Origin of the sequence: Bradyrhizobium sp. Rc3b, assembly GCF_900114915.1 — a bacterium.
Lineage (GTDB): Bacteria > Pseudomonadota > Alphaproteobacteria > Rhizobiales > Xanthobacteraceae > Bradyrhizobium.
Window position 1 is genome coordinate 26,529 of record NZ_FOUS01000003.1, and the last position, 16,431, is coordinate 42,959.

A 16,431-nucleotide genomic window follows, 5' to 3' on the forward strand; every position below is an offset into this window, starting at 1 on the left:
CATGTCGCTCACCCACGATGCCCGCGTTGCCGTTCGCCCCGCCGATGTCGCGCAGCGCCCGGCGCGGACATGGCCGGAGATCAACAATCCCGCCGCCTGGATCGTCGCGATCATTCTCCTGATCATGCCGCTGATCGCGAGCGGCTTCTTCCTGATCGAGATCTTCGCGACCACGCTGATCCTCGGCATCATGGCGCTCAGCCTGATGTTCCTCGCCGGCTATGGCGGCATGGTCAGCCTGATGCAGCTCACGATCGCGGGTTTCTCGGCCTACATGGTCGCCGTGTTCGGCGTCAGCGGCAACGCCAATATCAGCCTGGGCTGGCCGTGGTGGCTCGCGGTGCCCATGGCGCTGGCGCTGGCGACCGCGTTCGGCACGCTCGGCGGTGCGCTCGCGGTGCGCACTGAAGGCATCTACACCATCATGATCACGCTCGCGATTGGAGCTGCCTTCTATTATTTCACCAACCAGAACTGGGCGATCTTCAACGGCCATACCGGCATCAACACCGTGGCCACGCCGCACTTCTGGGGCGTGAACTGGCGCGCCGACATTCCCTTCTATTATGTCGTGCTCGCGGTTGCCGCGCTCTGCTACTTCGCCGTCGAATATATCTCGCGTGCCCCCTTCGGCCTTGCGCTGCAGGGCGTACGCGATAATCCGCGCCGCATGGCGGCGCTCGGCTTCAACGTCAATGCGCACCGTGTCGCCGCCTATGCCTTCGCCTCCTTCGTGGCCGCACTTGCCGGCGTGCTCCAGGTCTGGAACTACCGCCAGATCTCGCCGGGCTCGGTCAGTGTCGGGGCCTGCATCGACGTGCTGATCATCGCCGTCGTCGGCGGCATCACGCGTCCGATCGGCCCCTTCATCGGCGCGCTGATCTTCGTGCTGCTGCGCACCTTCGCGCTCGACTTCCTGGTCAGGCTCGGCCTCGACGGCAACCGCTTCCGGCTACTGATCGGGCTCGGGTTCCTCGCCATCGTGTTCTGGTCCTCGGACGGCGTCATCGGCCTATGGCAGCGCTGGCGCCAGAGCCAACGCCCCCGCACCGACCGCCAAAACGGAGGACGCGGTCATGGATAGCGTCGCGCAGCGCCTCTCGGCCGTCGGTGCCGGTGCCGCGCTGGAGCTGCGCGGCGTGACAAGGCTGTTTGGCGCGCTCGCGGCGCTGACCGACGTCACCATCACCGTGCGCCCCGGCGAACGCCGCGCCGTGCTCGGCTCCAACGGCGCCGGCAAGACCACGCTGTTCAACTGCATCACCGGCGACTTCGCGCCCTCCTCCGGCACCATCCGCTTCTTCGGCGAGGACGTCACCCACTTCCCGCCCTATGAACGCATCCGCCGCGGGCTGCGCCGGACCTACCAGATCTCAGCGTTGTTCCCCGGCCTCACCGTGCAGGACAATGTCTATCTCGCCTGCCGCGGCGTCTCGCGCGGACGGTTCTCGTTTCTGCGGCCGGGACAAAACGATGCCCTGATGCATGCGGCCGACAACCTCGTCCAGGCCGTGCATCTGGCCGCCGTAAAGGACCAGCGCGTGGCCGAGCTCGCGCACGGTCAGCAGCGCCAGCTCGAGATCGCGCTCGCGCTCGCCGGCGCCCCGCGCTTCGTCCTGTTCGACGAGCCGGCCGCGGGCCTGTCCCCCACCGAGCGGGCCGAGCTGATCGAGATCCTGACCTCGCTGCCGGCGCATATCGGCTACATCATCATCGAGCACGACATGGACGTCGCCTTGCGCGTCGTCGAGAGCGTCACGATGATGCACAACGGCCGCATCTTCAAGGAAGGCCTGCCGGAAGAGATCCAGTCCGACCCCGAGGTGCAGGAGCTTTATCTCGGAGGCGGCCATGAATGAGGCCCGCCGCTCCGCCGCCGCGCTCGAGGTCCGCGGGCTCGACGTCTATTACGGCCACTCGCACGCCCTGCAGGGCGTCGACCTGACGCTGGAGAGCGGCGTGTTCTCCGTCGTCGGCCGCAACGGCATGGGCAAGACCACGCTGTGCAAGGCGATCATGGGGCTGGTCGGCGTCAGCGGCGGGTCGATCCGTGTCCGCGGCGAGGACATCACGCGGCGGCCCTCCGCCCAGATCGCCCGGCTCGGCGTCGGCTACGTGCCGCAGGGACGCCGCCTGTGGCGTTCGCTCAGCGTCGACGAGCATTTGCGGCTGGCCGGCGGCATGCGTTCCGGCGCATGGACGGTCGAGCGCATCTACGACACCTTCCCGCGCCTCGCCGAGCGCAAAGATCACGGCGGTGGCCAGCTCTCGGGCGGCGAGCAGCAGATGCTGGCGATCTCGCGCGCGCTGCTCACCAATCCGCATTTGTTGATCATGGACGAGCCGACCGAGGGACTTGCGCCTGTCATCGTGGCGCAGGTCGAGGAGATGCTGCTGCGGCTCGGTGAGGACGGCGACATGTCCGTGCTGGTGATCGAGCAGAACATCGGCGTCGCCACCGCTGTCTCGCGCAACGTCGCGATCATGGTCAATGGCCGCATCAATCGCATCATCGACTCCGCGCGGCTCGCCGCCGACCGCGAGCTCCAGCAACGCCTGCTCGGCGTCGGGCTTCACGCCGAGCTCGAGCCGGATATCGAGATCCCCGCATCCGGCCCGGACGCTAAACCGGCGCCGGCGCCGCGCCGCGACGGGCCGATCCGCATTTACGTCTCCAACCCAACGCTGCCGACGCGATGGTCGCAGCCGGTGCCGATCGCCCGCATCGAGGCGGCGGCGCGCACACTCTCGACCCAGGTCGCGCGGCTCGACGAGACCGCGCGGCGCAAGCGCGAGCCGATGGCGGCGCAGACCGCCGGCCCGCCCGTCGTGCTGGTCGTCGGCACGCTCGACACCAAGGGCCTCGAGCTGCGCTTCATCCGCGACATCATCGCCGAAACCGGCCTGCGCACGCGGCTGGTCGACGTCTCGACCAGTGGCAAGCATTCCAGCTGCGATGTCTCCGCGCAGGAGATCGCGCTCAACCACGGCCGCGGCGGTGCCGCGGTGTTCGGCCCCGACCGCGGCGCTGCCGTGACCGCGATGGCCGACGCGTTCGCCAGCTGGCTGCGGCGCCAGGGCAATGTCGCCGGCGTGATCTCGGCCGGCGGCTCGGGCGCGGCGTCGCTGGTTGCCCCGGGCATGCGCGCGCTTCCCGTCGGCGTGCCGAAGCTGATCATCTCCTCCGTCGCCTCCGGCGAGGTCGGGCCCTATGTCGGTTCGGCCGACATCACGATGATGCACTCGGTCACCGACGTGCAGGGGCTGAACTCGATCTCGCGCGCGGTGCTCGCCAACGGTGCCAATGCGCTCGCCGGCATGGTCAAGGCGCGGCTGGATGTGCGGGCCGCGACGGCACGGGAGGCCGGCGGCCTGCCGTCGGTCGGCATCACCATGTTCGGCGTGACGACGCCGGCGGTGCAGAAGATCGCTGCCGAGCTGCGCGACGATTTCGAGTGCCTGGTCTTCCATGCCACCGGCGTCGGCGGCCGCTCCATGGAGAAACTCGTCGAATCCGGCCAGCTCGCCGGCGTCATCGACCTCACCACGACGGAGGTCTGCGATCTCCTGATGGGCGGCGTGTTTCCTGCAACCGAGGATCGCTTCGGTGCGATCATCCGCACGCGCGTCCCCTATGTCGGCTCGGTCGGCGCGCTCGACATGGTCAATTTCGGCGCGCCCGACACCATTCCCGAGCGCTACCGCGGCCGCAAATTCCACGTCCACAATCCGCAGGTGACGTTGATGCGGACGAGCGTGGAAGAGAACGAGCGCATCGGCCGGTGGATCGGCGAGCGCCTCAACCAGATGGACGGCCCGGTGCGGTTCTTCCTGCCCGAGGGCGGCGTCTCCGCACTCGATGCGCGGGGCCAGCCGTTCTGGGATCCGGACGCCGATGCCGCGCTGTTCCGCACGCTGGAGCGCACCGTGCGGCAGACCGGCAATCGGCAGCTCATCCGCACGCCCAAGAACATCAACGATCCCGACTTCGCCGCCGCCATCGTCGGTGCGTTCCGAACCCTGTTCGGTCGCACCGGCGCGCGGCGGAGACTAGCGAGGTAAGCGATGCCAAGGTTTGAACGCGCAGCACTCCTGAGGCGGTTCCGCGAGATGGCGAAGCGCGGCGAGCCGATCGTCGGCGGCGGCGCCGGCACCGGGCTGTCAGCCAAATGCGAGGAGGCCGGCGGCGTCGATCTTATCGTGATCTACAATTCCGGACGCTACCGCATGGCCGGTCGCGGCTCGCTCGCGGGCCTGATGGCTTACGGCGACGCCAACGCCATCGTGCTGGACATGGCCGGCGAGGTGCTGCCCGTAGTCACGAAGACGCCGGTGCTCGCGGGCGTCAACGGCACCGATCCCTTCCGCGACATGGACGCGTTTCTCGACCAGCTGAAGGCGCTTGGCTTCGCCGGCGTGCAGAACTTTCCGACCGTCGGCCTGATCGACGGCACCTTCCGCGCCAATCTCGAAGAGACCGGGATGTCCTACGCGCTCGAGATCGACATGATCGCCAAGGCCCACGACAAGGACATGCTGACGACGCCCTATGTGTTCAGCGAGAAGGAAGCGGCCGCGATGGCGATCGCCGGCGCCGACATCGTCGTCTGCCACATGGGGCTGACGACCGGCGGCACGATCGGCGCGCAGACCGCATTGAGGCTGAAGGACTGTCCGGCGCAGATCGACACCTGGGCCTCCGCCGCGCTCAGCGTCAACCCTGATATCCTGGTGCTGGCGCATGGCGGCCCGATCGCTGATCCCGCCGATGCCGATTTCATCATGAAGAACACCCGCCATTGCCACGGCTTCTACGGGGCCTCCTCGATGGAGCGGCTTCCCGTGGAGCGGGCGCTGACGGAGCAGGTACGTCAATTCAAGGCGATCGGCGCGCGGTAACGCCTGAAGGTTCGAGGGAGGAAAAGATGTCGGGGATGTTGGTCGGTGAATTGATCCTCTGGCTGATCGTCGCGGTCGTCGTGATCGTGGTCGGCGTCTATATTGTGAACTGGCTCTACCATCGCTCCTCCAAGGAGACCTCGTTCGTCCGGACCGGCTTCCTCGGCGAACGCGTGGTGATCAATGGCGGCGCGTTCGTGCTGCCGTTCATCCACGATTACACGCCCGTCAACATGAACGTGCTGCCGATGGGCATCGTCCGCTCCAGGCAGGACGCCGTGATCACCCGCGACCGCATGCGCGTCGACATCGAAGCCGATTTCTATGTCCGGGTGCAGCCGACCCGCGAGGCCGTCTCGATCGCGGCTGCCACGCTCGGCCGCCGCACCATGGAGCCCGGGCAGCTCCATGCGCTGCTGGCCGGCAAGTTCATCTCCGCGATCCGTTCGGTCGCCTCCGAGATGACCATGGAGGAGATGCACGAGCGGCGCGGCGACTATGTCGTGCGGGTCAAGACCAACGCGGCCGAAGCCCTCGCCCAGAACGGCCTCGAGCTCGAATCGGTCGCCATCACCGATCTCGACCAGACCGATCTCGAATTCTTCAACCCGTCGAACCGGTTCGACGCCGAAGGCCTGACCCAGCTGATGCAGGACATCGAGGCCAAGCGGAAGCTGCGCAACGACATCGAGCAGGATTCGATGATCAAGATCCGGGCGCGCAATCTGGAGGCCGAGCGGCAGGCGCTGGAGATCGAGCGCGAGAGCGAGACAGCACGCCTGGAGCAGGAACGCGACATCGAGATGCGACGTGCGCTTCAGCGCACGGAAGTGGCCCGCGAACGGGCGCTGCGCGAAACCGAGGCCGAGCAGGCGCAGATCTCCGCGCGCGAGGCCATCGAGCGCGCCCGCATCGCCAACGACCAGGCGATCGCGGAAGCCCGCATCGCCTCGGAGCGCGAAACCCGCCAGAAGGAGATCGAGCGGACCCGCACCATCGAGGAGAAGGAGCTGCTGGCGCGCGAGGAGATCGAGAAGACCAGGATCGCCAACCAGCGCTCGATCGACACCACCCGCATCGCATCCGAGCGCGACGTGCGCCAGCGCGAGATCGAGCGGATGCGCACGGTCGAGGAAGCAGAGATCGCGGCCCGTGAAGCCATCGAGAAGGCGCGGATCCAGCAGGACCGCGTCGTCACCGACGCCCGCATCGCCAACGAGGAGGAAACCAGGCGCCGCGAGATCGAGCGCACGCGTGCCGTCGACGAGGCCGAGATCGCCGCCCGTGAGGCGACCGAGAAGGCCCGCATCGCCCAGACGCTGATCGTCAATGTCGAGCGCATCTCTTCCGACGAGCGCACCCGCGCGCTGGAGATCCAGCAGGTGCGCACCATCCAGGAGGCCGAGATCGAGGCCCAGCGCGCGGTCGAGGCCGCCCGCATCGCCCGCGAGCGGACGCTCGCCGCCGAGCGCATTGCCGCCGAGCAGAACACGCGGCAGCTGGAGATCGAGCGCAACCAGGCGCTCGACGTCGCCGGCATTGCGGCGCGCGAGACCACGGAGGCCAGCCGGATCGCCCAGGAGGAGCGCGTGCGCTCACTGGAGATCGCCCGCAACCGCGCCGTCGAGGAGGCCGACATCGCCTCGCGCGAGGCGATCGAGGCGGCCCGCATCGCCCAGGAGAAGGCGGTCGCGGCCGAGCGGATCCAGGCCGAGCGCGACACCCGTTCGCTCGAAATCGAGCGCACCGGCGTGCTGGAGGCGGCCGAGCTCAAGCGGCGCGACGCCATCGAGCGCCAGCGCATCACGGTCGACCTGGCGCTCGAGGCCGAGCGCATCAACTCCTCCAAGAAGCGCGAAGTGCTCAACATCGAGCAGAAGAAGGCGATCGAGATCGCCGACGAGGACCGCGTCATCGCGCTGTCGACCAAGAAGTCCGAGCGGATCGATGCCGACCGCCAGGTCCGGCAGGCCGAGATCGTCGCGCGCAAGGAGGTCGAGACCACCGACGTCTCGCGCGAGCAAGCGCTGGAGGCCGCCCGCATCGAGCGCCGCCGCGCCATCGAGCAGCTCGAGGTCGCCCGCGTCCAGTCGCTGCAGGAGGCCGAGATCGCCTCCCGCGAGGAGGTCGAGCGCGCGCGCATTGCATCCGATCGCGGCCTCGACGAAGCCCGCGTCGGCCGTGAGCGCGAGCTGCGCAAGCTCGAGGTCAACCGCGAAAAGGATGTCGAGACGGTGCTGATGGAAAAGGCCATCGCCATCCATCAGAAATCGCTGGAAGAGTCCGCGGCTCGCGCCGCCGCCGAGGAAGCGCGGATGCGCGCGACCGAAGCCACTGAGCGCGTCATCACCGCGCGCGAGAGCGAGATCGCCAAACGGCGCAAGACGGTCGAGGTGCTGCTCGCAGAGAAGCAGGCCGAGGAGACCCGGATCGCCGCGGAAGCTGAGCGCGTGCGCGCGGCCGTCGAGGCGGAAGCGCAGCGGATGCTGAATGAGGCCGAGAACGTGCTGACCGATCAGGCGCGCTACTCGCTGTTCCGCCGCAAGCTGCTCGACCGGATCGAGGGCATCGTCCGCGAGAGCGTCAAGCCGATGGAGAAGATCGAGGGCATCCGCATCCTCCAGGTAGACGGCCTCAACGGCAACGGCCATGGTGGCAATGGCGGCCGCAGCGCCACCGACGAGGTGATCGATTCCGCCCTGCGCTACCGCGTCCAGGCACCGCTGATCGATTCCATCCTTTCCGACATCGGCGTCGAAGGCGGCAGCCTCGCCAAGATGCCGGGCCTGATCCGCGAAGCCCGCGACATGCAGGGCATCAAGGACTCCGCCCGCAAGAGCGGTGGTGGCGGAGGTGGCGGCGACAAGCCGGCGGCCGCCCCGCCCGCGGCCGAGGGCGGCGAGCCGCCGGCCGAGCGCGGGCCGCGGAAGAAGAGCTGAGGTCGCGCCATGGCCCGCGTCTACGTCTCCACTGTCGTCAATGCCCGCAACGACCGCGTCTGGGCGCGGGTGCGCGATTTCAACGGCCTGCCGAACTGGCATCCGGCCATCGCCGAAAGCCGCATCGAGGGCGGCGAGCCCGCCGACAAGATCGGTTGCGTCAGGGATTTCCGCCTGCGCAACGGCGACCGCATCCGCGAGAAGCTGCTCGGCCTCTCCGACTACGACATGTTCTGCACCTATTCGATCCTGGAATCTCCGATGGGTGTCGAGAACTATGTCGCAACCCTGCGGCTGACCCCCGTCACCGACGGCGACCAGACCTTCATGGAATGGACCGCCGAATTCGATTGCGCGCCGGAGCGTGAGACCGAGCTCGTCAGCAATATCGGCGGCGGCGTGTTCCAGGGCGGATTTGATGCGCTCAAGCGCGTGTTCGGAGGCTGACCGTGCCGCATGTCGTCAAGAGCACGATCCTGGACGCACCGACCGATGCGGTGTGGACCGTGCTGCGCGATTTCAACGGCCATGATCGCTGGCATCCGGTTGTCGCGACGTCCTCGATCGAGCGCGCGCAGTCTTCCGACAAGATCGGTTGCATCAGGCGGTTCAAGCTCAACGACGGTTCCGAGCTGCGCGAGCAATTGCTGGCGCTGTCGGACCTGGAACAGTCCTTCAGCTATTGCCTGCTCGATACGCCGGTGCCGATGTTCAACTACGTCGCCCATGTCCGGCTGCTGCCGGTCACCGACGGCGACCGCACCTTCTGGCACTGGGAATCCCGCTTCACCACCAAGCCGGAAGATCGCGACCGCATCACCCACATGGTCGCGGAAGACATTTACCAGGCCGGGTTCGAGGCAATCCGCCGGCATCTGAGGGAGGCCGCATAGTCATGGCCGTGACAGTGAAGACGTTTGCAAGCGCCAGCGAGGCGGCGGGGGCGCTGTCCTCGGACCGCACCGCGCGGTATCTCGGCGGCGGCACGCTGGTGATGCGCGCGCTGAACGAAGGCGATGTCGCGATCTCGACCGTGGTCCGCGCCCAGGACCAGGCGCTGACCCGGATCGACGCGTCGGGGCCGCGCATCACGCTCGGCGCCGGCGTCACCTTCGCGCGCATCCTTGCCGAACGAGACCTTGCCTTCCTGCACGCGCCCGCCCGTTCGATCGGCGGTCCCGCCGTGCGCAACATGGGCACGGTCGGCGGCAATCTTTTCGCGCCGAGTCCTTACGGCGATTTCACCGTGGCGCTGCTGGCGCTCGACGCGACCGTCGCCGTCGCGGGCGGCTTTGGCGCGCGCGACATCCCGATCGAAGAGTTCCTGCAGGCGCGCGAACGGCAGGCCGGAACATTGGTGCTGTCGGTCTCCTGCACCCGGCCGGCGAGCAGCGACGCGTTCCGCTACCGCAAGATCGCGCGCATCAAGCCGAAGGGCGGCTCGGTCGTCACACTCGCGGCGCATCTGCCGATCAGCGGCGGACGGATTGCGGGCGCCCGGATCGCGCTGGGATCGATGGCGCCGACCCAGATCCGCGCCCGTGCCGCCGAGCGCGCGCTGGAGGGCCGCTCGCTCGATGCCGCGACCATCGCGGCCGCCGCATCCGCGGCGACCGAGGGAACATCGCCATCCGACAACGCGCTCGGCAGCGCCTGGTATCGCCGCGAGATCGTCGGCGTGCATCTGCGGCGCCTGCTGTCAGGCCAGGAATAGATCGCCATGTCAAAAATCCCCCTGCAGTTTCGTCACAACGGCCGCGATGTCGCGATCTTCGTCGACGGCGGCACCAATCTCCTGGTGGCGCTGCGTGAGCTGATCGGCGACATGACGCCGAAATTCGGCTGCGGCCAGGGCGGCTGCGGCACTTGCAGTGTGTTGATCGACGGCGAGCTTCATCTCTCCTGTCTGACGCTGGCAGAGACGGTGGCCGGCCGCTCGATCGAGACGCTCGACGGCATGAAGCAGGGCCCGAACCTGCACCCGCTGCAGCGCGCCTTCGCCGACCATTTCGCGGCCCAGTGCGGCTATTGTACGCCGGGGATGCTGATGGCCGCCAAGGCGCTGCTCGACCGCAATCCCTCGCCGAGCCGCGACGAGGTCATTGAGGCCATCTCCGGCAACATCTGCCGCTGCACCGGCTATGAGCCGATCATCAATGCCATCCTTGCCGCCGCGAGCGGCCGGGTCAGCGCCTGAGGTAGATCATGCTGGAACTGCGCAAGGACATCTTCGCCGACGAGCGCGACGATAACTTAAAAGAAATCGGCAAGGGCACCCAGCGTCAGGACATGCTCGGCCATGTCACGGGCACGTCGAGCTACTTCAACGATCACAAGCTGCAAGGCATGCTGCACCTGAAGGTCGTACGCTCGACGCAGGCCCATGCAAGGATCCGCCGCATCGATACCACCGAGGCCGAACGTTCGGCCGGTGTACGCCGGATCATTCGCGGCACCGATGTGCCGGTCAATCTCAACACGCTTCTCAGCCTGATCAATTTCGGCAGGGATGACGAGCCGTCGCTGGCGGTCGACAAGGTCCGCTACAAGGGCGAGCCGATCCTCGCCATCGTCGCCGACAGCGAGCGCGAGGCGTTCGAGGCCATCGCAAAGGTCAAGGTCGATTACGAGCCACTCCCGGCTGTGTTCGACGTCGAGGACGCTCTGAAGCCTGGCGCGCCCGTGGTCAACGAGACCTATCCGAAGAACGCCTTCATCTATCACGACGTCTACGACCACCAGCGCCTGCGCTTCGGCGATGCCGACGCGGCGCTCGCGAGCGCCGACCACGTGCTGGAGCAGCGCTACCAGATGTCGCCGATCGAGCACGCGCCCACCGAGACCAACGGCGCCATTGCGGCGCCCGACACCAACGGCCGTTACGTCGTCTACACCTCGACCCAGGCGTTGTTCTTCTCGGTCGATACCTGCGCCAAGATTTTGGACGTGCCCTCCAACACGTTCCACTTCATCGGCGGCACCGTCGGCGGCGGCTTCGGCGGCAAGGTCGACACCTTGACCGAGCCGCTCGCCATCCTCGGCGCCATGCTGACGGGACGGCCCGTCCGCTACGTGTTCGGGCGCGAGGAGGAGATGCAGTACGGCCCGCCGCGCGGGGCTGAACGCATTTACATCAAGGACGGCGTCATGCGCGACGGCCGCATCGTCGCGCGCAAGATCCGCGCGTTTTTCGACAGCGGCGCCTATACGCGGCTGTCGAGCTACGCCGCCGTGAAATGCGCCGCGCATCTGCCGGGCCCCTACACCATCCCGAACGTCTATGGCGACGTCTATTGCGTCTTCACCAATCGCACGCCCGCGACCGCGATGCGCGGCTTCGGCGTCACCGCGATGGACTTTGCGATCGAATGCCAGATGGACAAGCTCGCGAACCTCGTCGGCATGGACCCGATGGAGTTTCGCATCCTCAACGCCTATCGCGACGGCGACATGAAGGCGCACCGGCGCGAGGCCAAGAACACCGCGCTGATCGAATGCGTTCAGGTCGCTGCCGAAAAGGCCAAATGGCCGATCCGCGACGAGTTCAAGCGTGCCTCCTCGCGCAAGGACGGCGGCGGCGGCCGCGCCGCGATCCCGCCGACGCCAACGGAGTCGCGTGTGCGTCCGGCTGCGCCTGCACAGCAGCGCACGAGCTATGACCGCGCGCCGGTGACCGCGACACGGGAGCCGCCGCGCGATCCGCCCCCGCCGGCACCGCCGCCTCCCCCACCGCGCCCGGCCGCGCCATCGCATGGCGCAACACGGTTCTCATCCGTGTTCGGCACCAGGAGACGCTGACATGACCAGGCATCGCGGACGCGGCATGGCGTCGATCAACTATCCCATCGGCATGAACCTTGGCGGCGATCCAAGCCAGGCCCTGGTTCACTCCAATCCCAGCGGCAAGTTCACGGTGGCGCTGTCGTCGATCGACCTCGGCCAGGGCATGAAGTCGGTGACGCGGCAGATCTGCGCCGAGACGCTGGGCGTGCCGGTCGAGGACGTCTATGTCGACACGGCGGATTCCGACACCGGCCCGCATTGCATGGGCTCGTTCGCCTCGCGCGGCACCCACCGGGTCGGCAACGCCGTGATGGCCGCGGCGCGAGAGGCCCGCGGGGTGATGATGGAGGCGGCAGCCGAGGAGCTCGAGGTCAATGCCGCCGATCTCGAAACCGACGGCCGCGGCAATATCCACGTCAAGGGCGCGCCGCATCGCTCGATCTCGACCAAGGATGTCGCGATTGCCGCGCAGTTCAAGCAGGGCAAGACCATTTCGGGCCGCGGCATCTTTCTCGTCCCGCTCTCCAACGTCGATCCGGAGACCGGCGAGATGTCGCCGGCCACATGCTACGCCCATGCCTGTCTCGTCGCGGAAGTCGAGGTCGACGACGAGACCGGCGATGTCGCGATGGTGCGCATGGATTCCGCCTATGAGCTCGGTCGCGCGCTGAACCCCCGTCTGGTCGAGCAGCAGCTGGTCGGCGGCGCCTGGATGGGCGTCAGCCACGCGCTCTACGAAACCCCGGAGCCCTATTATCCCGATCCCGTTCACGGCCCGCGCGACTTCGTCGAATACCTGATGCCCGGCCCCGGCGACATCTGCCCGCACGATATCGCCGTGCTGGAACGGCCCGCTCCCGACGGTCCGTTCGGCGCCAAGGGCCCCGGCGAGATGTGCGCCAATCCGGTGCTGCCGGCCGTCGCGAATGCGATCTTCAACGCCGTCGGCGTACGCATCGACGACCTGCCGATCACGCCCGAAAAGGTGTTGCGCGCAATCAAGGCCCAGGGCGGCGCGCGGCCGCAGGCGCGGCGCTAGAGGATCGGTCGTGGCGGTTCGCAGCAACATCGTCGGCATCGACAGTCCGGAGGCGCTGGAGAGAGCGCTTCGGGCGGCCTATTACCTTGCCGACGAAGGCCTTGCGACATCAGCCTATCTCGGCCTCGCGCTCGGCAAGCCGCTGCTGCTCGAAGGCGCGCCGGGCGTCGGCAAGACGGAAGCCGCCAAGGCGATCGCCGCCGTGCTCGGCCGGCGCCTGATCCGCCTGCAATGCTACGAGGGCATCGACGCCTCCGCCGCACTCTATGAGTGGAATTATCCGCGCCAGATGCTGGCGATCCGCCAGGCCGGCGACGAGAGCATCGACATCTATGGCGAGACCTTCCTGATCGAGCGGCCAATGCTTGCCGCGCTCCGCGCGCCCGATTCCACCGTGCTGCTGATCGACGAGATCGACCGCGCCGACCAGGAGTTCGAGGCCTTCCTGCTCGAATTCCTCTCCGACTTCCAGATCTCGATTCCCGAGCGCGGCACGGTGCGCGCGGCCGAACGCCCTGTGGTCGTGCTGACCTCGAACCGGACGCGCGATCTGCATGAGGCTCTGCGCCGGCGCTGCGTCTACCACTGGATCGACTATCCGACCGCCGAGCGCGAGGCGCGGATCATCATGATGCGCGCCTCCAGCGTCGCCGAGGCCACCGCCCGCGCCGTCGTCGCAGCCGTGGAGAAGTTGCGGCGCGAGCCCCTGAGCAAGGCGCCCGGCATTGCCGAGGCCGTCGATTGGGCCGAGGCCGCGACGCTCCTGCACAAGGGCGGCGCGCGCTGGCCGGACGCGTTCAAGCGCTCGATCGGCGTGGCGCTGAAGGACGAAGAGGATCTGCATTTCATCTCGCCGCGGCTCGATGCCATGCTCGCGGAGGCGACCGCATGAACCCCAAGCCGCAGCTTCCGCGCGCCGCGCGCATCTTCGTCGCGTTCGTCCCGCTGCTGCGCGCGAACGGCTTTGCGGTGGCGCCGGAGCAGACCACGACGTTCCTCGCCGCGATCGAGCTGCTCGGCCCGCGCGACATCGAGCACGTCAGGCAGGCCGCCCTGGCGACGCTGGCTCCGCCGCCCGAACGCCGCGCGACCTTCGACCGGCTGTTCGATCTCCACTTCCGCGGCAGCGAGGCCATCGCACGAGACGACGAGGGCGAGGATGACGAGACAGTCCGCCTCCAGGAGGAGGGCCGCGGCGACGAGGCGCCCCTGCTCTCCGACGAGACCAACGAGTCAGGCCTCGCCGCGAGCCGAAGCGAGGCGCTGGTCGAGCGCCACTTTCGGATGACCTCAACCGCCGACGCCCTACGCCGCCTGGCGCGCGAGGCACCGCGCCGCCTGCCGCGACGGCGCGGCCATCGCCGCATGCGCGCACGTCGCGGATCGTTTGCCGATCTCCGCCGCACTTTACGCGACTCTGTCCGCAGCGACGGCGAGATCCTGCGGCTCCGTCACATGAAGCGGCGCCAGCGTCCGCGCAAGATGCTGCTGCTGATCGACGTCTCCGGCTCGATGAAGAGCCGCACCGAGGAGAACATGAAGCTCGCGCATGCACTGGTGCAGGCCGCGCCTGGTGTCGAGGTCTTCACCTTCGGCACGCGGCTGACCCGCATCACCCGCCCGTTGCGGCTGAAGCGCCGCGAGCAGGCCATGAACGCCGCCGCGCACCTGGTCAGCGACTGGGACGGCGGCACCCGCATCGGCGACGCGCTCCAGGCCTTCCTCGCCGTGCCCCGCTTCGGCGGCTATGCGCGCGGCGCCGCGGTGGTGATCGTTTCCGATGGACTCGAGCGTGGGGAGACCGATGCACTTCGCGACGCCGTCGCGAAATTGTCGCGGCGGGCCTGGCGCTTGAGCTGGCTGACGCCGCTGGCGACAAGCCCCGGCTTCCGCCCGCAGACCGAAGCGCTCGTCGCCATCGAGCGCTTCGTCGATGACCTCGTGGATGGCGGTTCGAGCGCGTCGATCGTCGCGCATATTCTGGCGTTGGGACGAAGGAGAGCGGCGTGACCGATATTGTCGACGGCCATCATCACATCTGGCGGCAGGCCGACCTGCCCTGGCTGATCGGCCCCATGCAGCCGCGCATCTTCGGACCTTACGAGCCGATCCGGCGCGACTACCCGATCCAGGAATATCTCGACGACCTCAAGGGTACCGGCGTCACGCGCTCGGTCTATGTGCAGACCAACTGGGCCAACGACCGCTTCGAGGACGAGGCCGCCTGGGTGCAGCAGACTGCGGACGAACACGCCTGGCCGCACGCGATCGTCGCCTATGCCAATTTCGCCGTGGACGACGTGCGTCCGCAGCTCGACCGCCTGAAGCGTTACAAGCTGGTGCGCGGCGTGCGCATGCAGCTGCACTGGCACGAGAACCCGCTGTACCGCTTTGCGGCCCGGGTGGATCTCTGCGCCGATCCGATGATCCGCCGCAACGTCGCGCGTCTCGCCGATTATGGCTGGAGCTTCGATTTGCAGGTGTTCACCCCGCAGATGCCGGACGCCGCAGCGCTGGCCGAGGCCTGCCCCGACGTGACCTTCATCCTTCAGCATGCCGGCATGCTGGAGGATCTCTCGCCGGCAGGCCGCGCCGCCTGGCGCGGCGGCATGGCCCGGCTCGCGGCCTGCCCGAACGTGGTCTCAAAGCTCTCCGGGCTTGGCACTTTCATCCATCGCAACGATCCCGCACACATCGCTGCCGTACTCGCGGATACCGTCGCGATCTTCGGCGCCGAGCGCTGCCTGTTCGGCTCCAATTTCCCGATCGAGAAATTGTGGACCAGCTATCGCGAGCTCGTCGGCGCCTTTCGCACGGCCGCGGCGCCGTTCAGCGCGGAGCAGCAGGACGCCATCTTCAGGACGACGGCGACGCGCGTCTACCGGCTTTGACCGACAAGAATCAGATGAGGGAGGGCAACGAATGGCGCTGGAGATCAAGATCCTGGACTATGGCGATATCGAGCTGGAATCGAGCTTTCTGGTTCTCGGCCGCGACTGCGGTCGCACCCGCCGCGTCCTCACCCTCGGCTTCCTGATCCTCGGGGGGAAATATCCGGTCGTGGTCGACACCGGCTACCGCTCCAACCAGATCATGGAGACGCTGGGCATGCGCGGCCTGCAGTACCACGAGAACATGATCGAGAACCAGCTCGCGCGCCACGGCGTGCGCATGGGCGACGTCCGCTTCGTCTGCCACACCCATCTGCACATCGACCATGCCGGCAAGGACGATCTGTTTCCGATGAACACGACCGTCGTGCTCAACCGCAAGGAGCTCGAATATTCCGTCTCCGGCCTGATGCATCCGCAGTATCCGGCGCCCGACATCAAGCACCTGATCGACCGGCTGCACACCAAGAGCGCGCTGCGCTTCCTCGACCTCGAGATCACCGGTCCGATCGAGCTGATGCCCGGCGTCTATTGCGACGCCGCCAATGCGCATACCGAGGGCTCGATGAACGTCATCGTCGAGACGGCCGACGGGATTGCGACCATCTGCGGCGACGTGATCTACGATTTCAACGACCAGATCGTGACGCCCTTCAACGAGATCCACGATTGGGAGCCGCGCACGACGGGCAACCACGGCACCAGCAAGCGCGCCGAGAAGGCCTCGATCAAGAAGCTGCTGAGCAATTCGCGCTATCTGCTGCCGGTGCACGACCGTCCCGCCAAGATCGAAGGCGGCAACGTCGTCGGGCGCCTGCACGATCAGGTCCCCGGACCGATCGTGCAGTCCCTGCCCGCACGCAACTGGTTCCCGGCTTGA

At 67.6% G+C, this 16,431-nt stretch carries 15 protein-coding genes; all 15 read left to right on the forward strand.

Annotated features, from left to right (window positions below):
* Position 1 precedes the first annotated feature (1 nt).
* Genes BM190_RS06950 through BM190_RS07020 form a run of 15 tightly spaced genes read left to right on the forward strand, consistent with a single transcriptional unit; the run spans position 2 to position 16,431 of the window.
* Positions 2 to 1,084 (forward strand): branched-chain amino acid ABC transporter permease, encoded by a 1,083-nt coding sequence (locus BM190_RS06950; protein ID WP_092253128.1) that lies wholly within the window; start codon positions 2 to 4, stop codon positions 1,082 to 1,084.
* The gene (locus tag BM190_RS06955) at positions 1,077 to 1,859 is read left to right on the forward strand and encodes an ABC transporter ATP-binding protein (protein ID WP_018318063.1); all 783 of its coding nucleotides are present in this window, start codon (positions 1,077 to 1,079) and stop codon (positions 1,857 to 1,859) included. The genes BM190_RS06950 and BM190_RS06955 overlap by 8 nt, the downstream gene beginning before the upstream one ends.
* Complete coding sequence (locus BM190_RS06960) at positions 1,852 to 4,062, forward strand: ABC transporter permease (RefSeq protein WP_092253130.1); 2,211 nt, start codon at positions 1,852 to 1,854, stop codon at positions 4,060 to 4,062. The genes BM190_RS06955 and BM190_RS06960 overlap by 8 nt, the downstream gene beginning before the upstream one ends.
* A 3-nt stretch (positions 4,063 to 4,065) precedes the next feature.
* Entirely contained in the window at positions 4,066 to 4,899 is an 834-nt protein-coding gene (locus BM190_RS06965; RefSeq protein WP_092253132.1) for a phosphoenolpyruvate hydrolase family protein, read from the forward strand.
* A gap of 26 nt (positions 4,900 to 4,925) precedes the next feature.
* The gene (locus tag BM190_RS06970) at positions 4,926 to 7,838 is read left to right on the forward strand and encodes a flotillin family protein (protein WP_018318066.1); all 2,913 of its coding nucleotides are present in this window, start codon (positions 4,926 to 4,928) and stop codon (positions 7,836 to 7,838) included.
* Positions 7,839 to 7,847: 9 nt separating this feature from the next.
* Positions 7,848 to 8,285 carry an SRPBCC family protein gene (locus tag BM190_RS06975; RefSeq protein WP_018318067.1) on the forward strand — a complete coding sequence of 146 codons (438 nt, stop codon included), beginning with the start codon at positions 7,848 to 7,850 and terminating at the stop codon, positions 8,283 to 8,285.
* 2 nt (positions 8,286 to 8,287) lie between these two features.
* Positions 8,288 to 8,731 (forward strand): SRPBCC family protein, encoded by a 444-nt coding sequence (locus BM190_RS06980; RefSeq protein WP_092253134.1) that lies wholly within the window; start codon positions 8,288 to 8,290, stop codon positions 8,729 to 8,731.
* 2 nt (positions 8,732 to 8,733) lie between these two features.
* Entirely contained in the window at positions 8,734 to 9,552 is an 819-nt protein-coding gene (locus tag BM190_RS06985) for an FAD binding domain-containing protein (protein WP_092253136.1), read from the forward strand.
* Between the two features lie 6 nt (positions 9,553 to 9,558).
* Positions 9,559 to 10,035, forward strand: coding sequence for a (2Fe-2S)-binding protein (locus BM190_RS06990; RefSeq protein WP_028143768.1), 477 nt, complete (start codon positions 9,559 to 9,561; stop codon positions 10,033 to 10,035).
* Positions 10,036 to 10,043: 8 nt separating this feature from the next.
* Entirely contained in the window at positions 10,044 to 11,636 is a 1,593-nt protein-coding gene (locus tag BM190_RS06995; protein ID WP_092253138.1) for a xanthine dehydrogenase family protein molybdopterin-binding subunit, read from the forward strand.
* Between the two features lies 1 nt (position 11,637).
* Positions 11,638 to 12,660, forward strand: a complete 1,023-nt coding sequence (locus tag BM190_RS07000; protein WP_018318072.1) for a xanthine dehydrogenase family protein molybdopterin-binding subunit — start codon at positions 11,638 to 11,640, stop codon at positions 12,658 to 12,660.
* A gap of 10 nt (positions 12,661 to 12,670) precedes the next feature.
* A complete protein-coding gene (locus tag BM190_RS07005; RefSeq protein WP_018318073.1) occupies positions 12,671 to 13,552 on the forward strand; it encodes an AAA family ATPase in 882 nt (293 codons plus the stop codon).
* Complete coding sequence (locus BM190_RS07010) at positions 13,549 to 14,670, forward strand: vWA domain-containing protein (protein ID WP_092253140.1); 1,122 nt, start codon at positions 13,549 to 13,551, stop codon at positions 14,668 to 14,670. Before BM190_RS07005 ends, BM190_RS07010 begins: the two co-directional genes overlap by 4 nt.
* Positions 14,667 to 15,551 (forward strand): amidohydrolase family protein, encoded by an 885-nt coding sequence (locus BM190_RS07015; protein WP_092253142.1) that lies wholly within the window; start codon positions 14,667 to 14,669, stop codon positions 15,549 to 15,551. Before BM190_RS07010 ends, BM190_RS07015 begins: the two co-directional genes overlap by 4 nt.
* A gap of 31 nt (positions 15,552 to 15,582) precedes the next feature.
* Positions 15,583 to 16,431, forward strand: a complete 849-nt coding sequence (locus tag BM190_RS07020; RefSeq protein ID WP_018318076.1) for an N-acyl homoserine lactonase family protein — start codon at positions 15,583 to 15,585, stop codon at positions 16,429 to 16,431.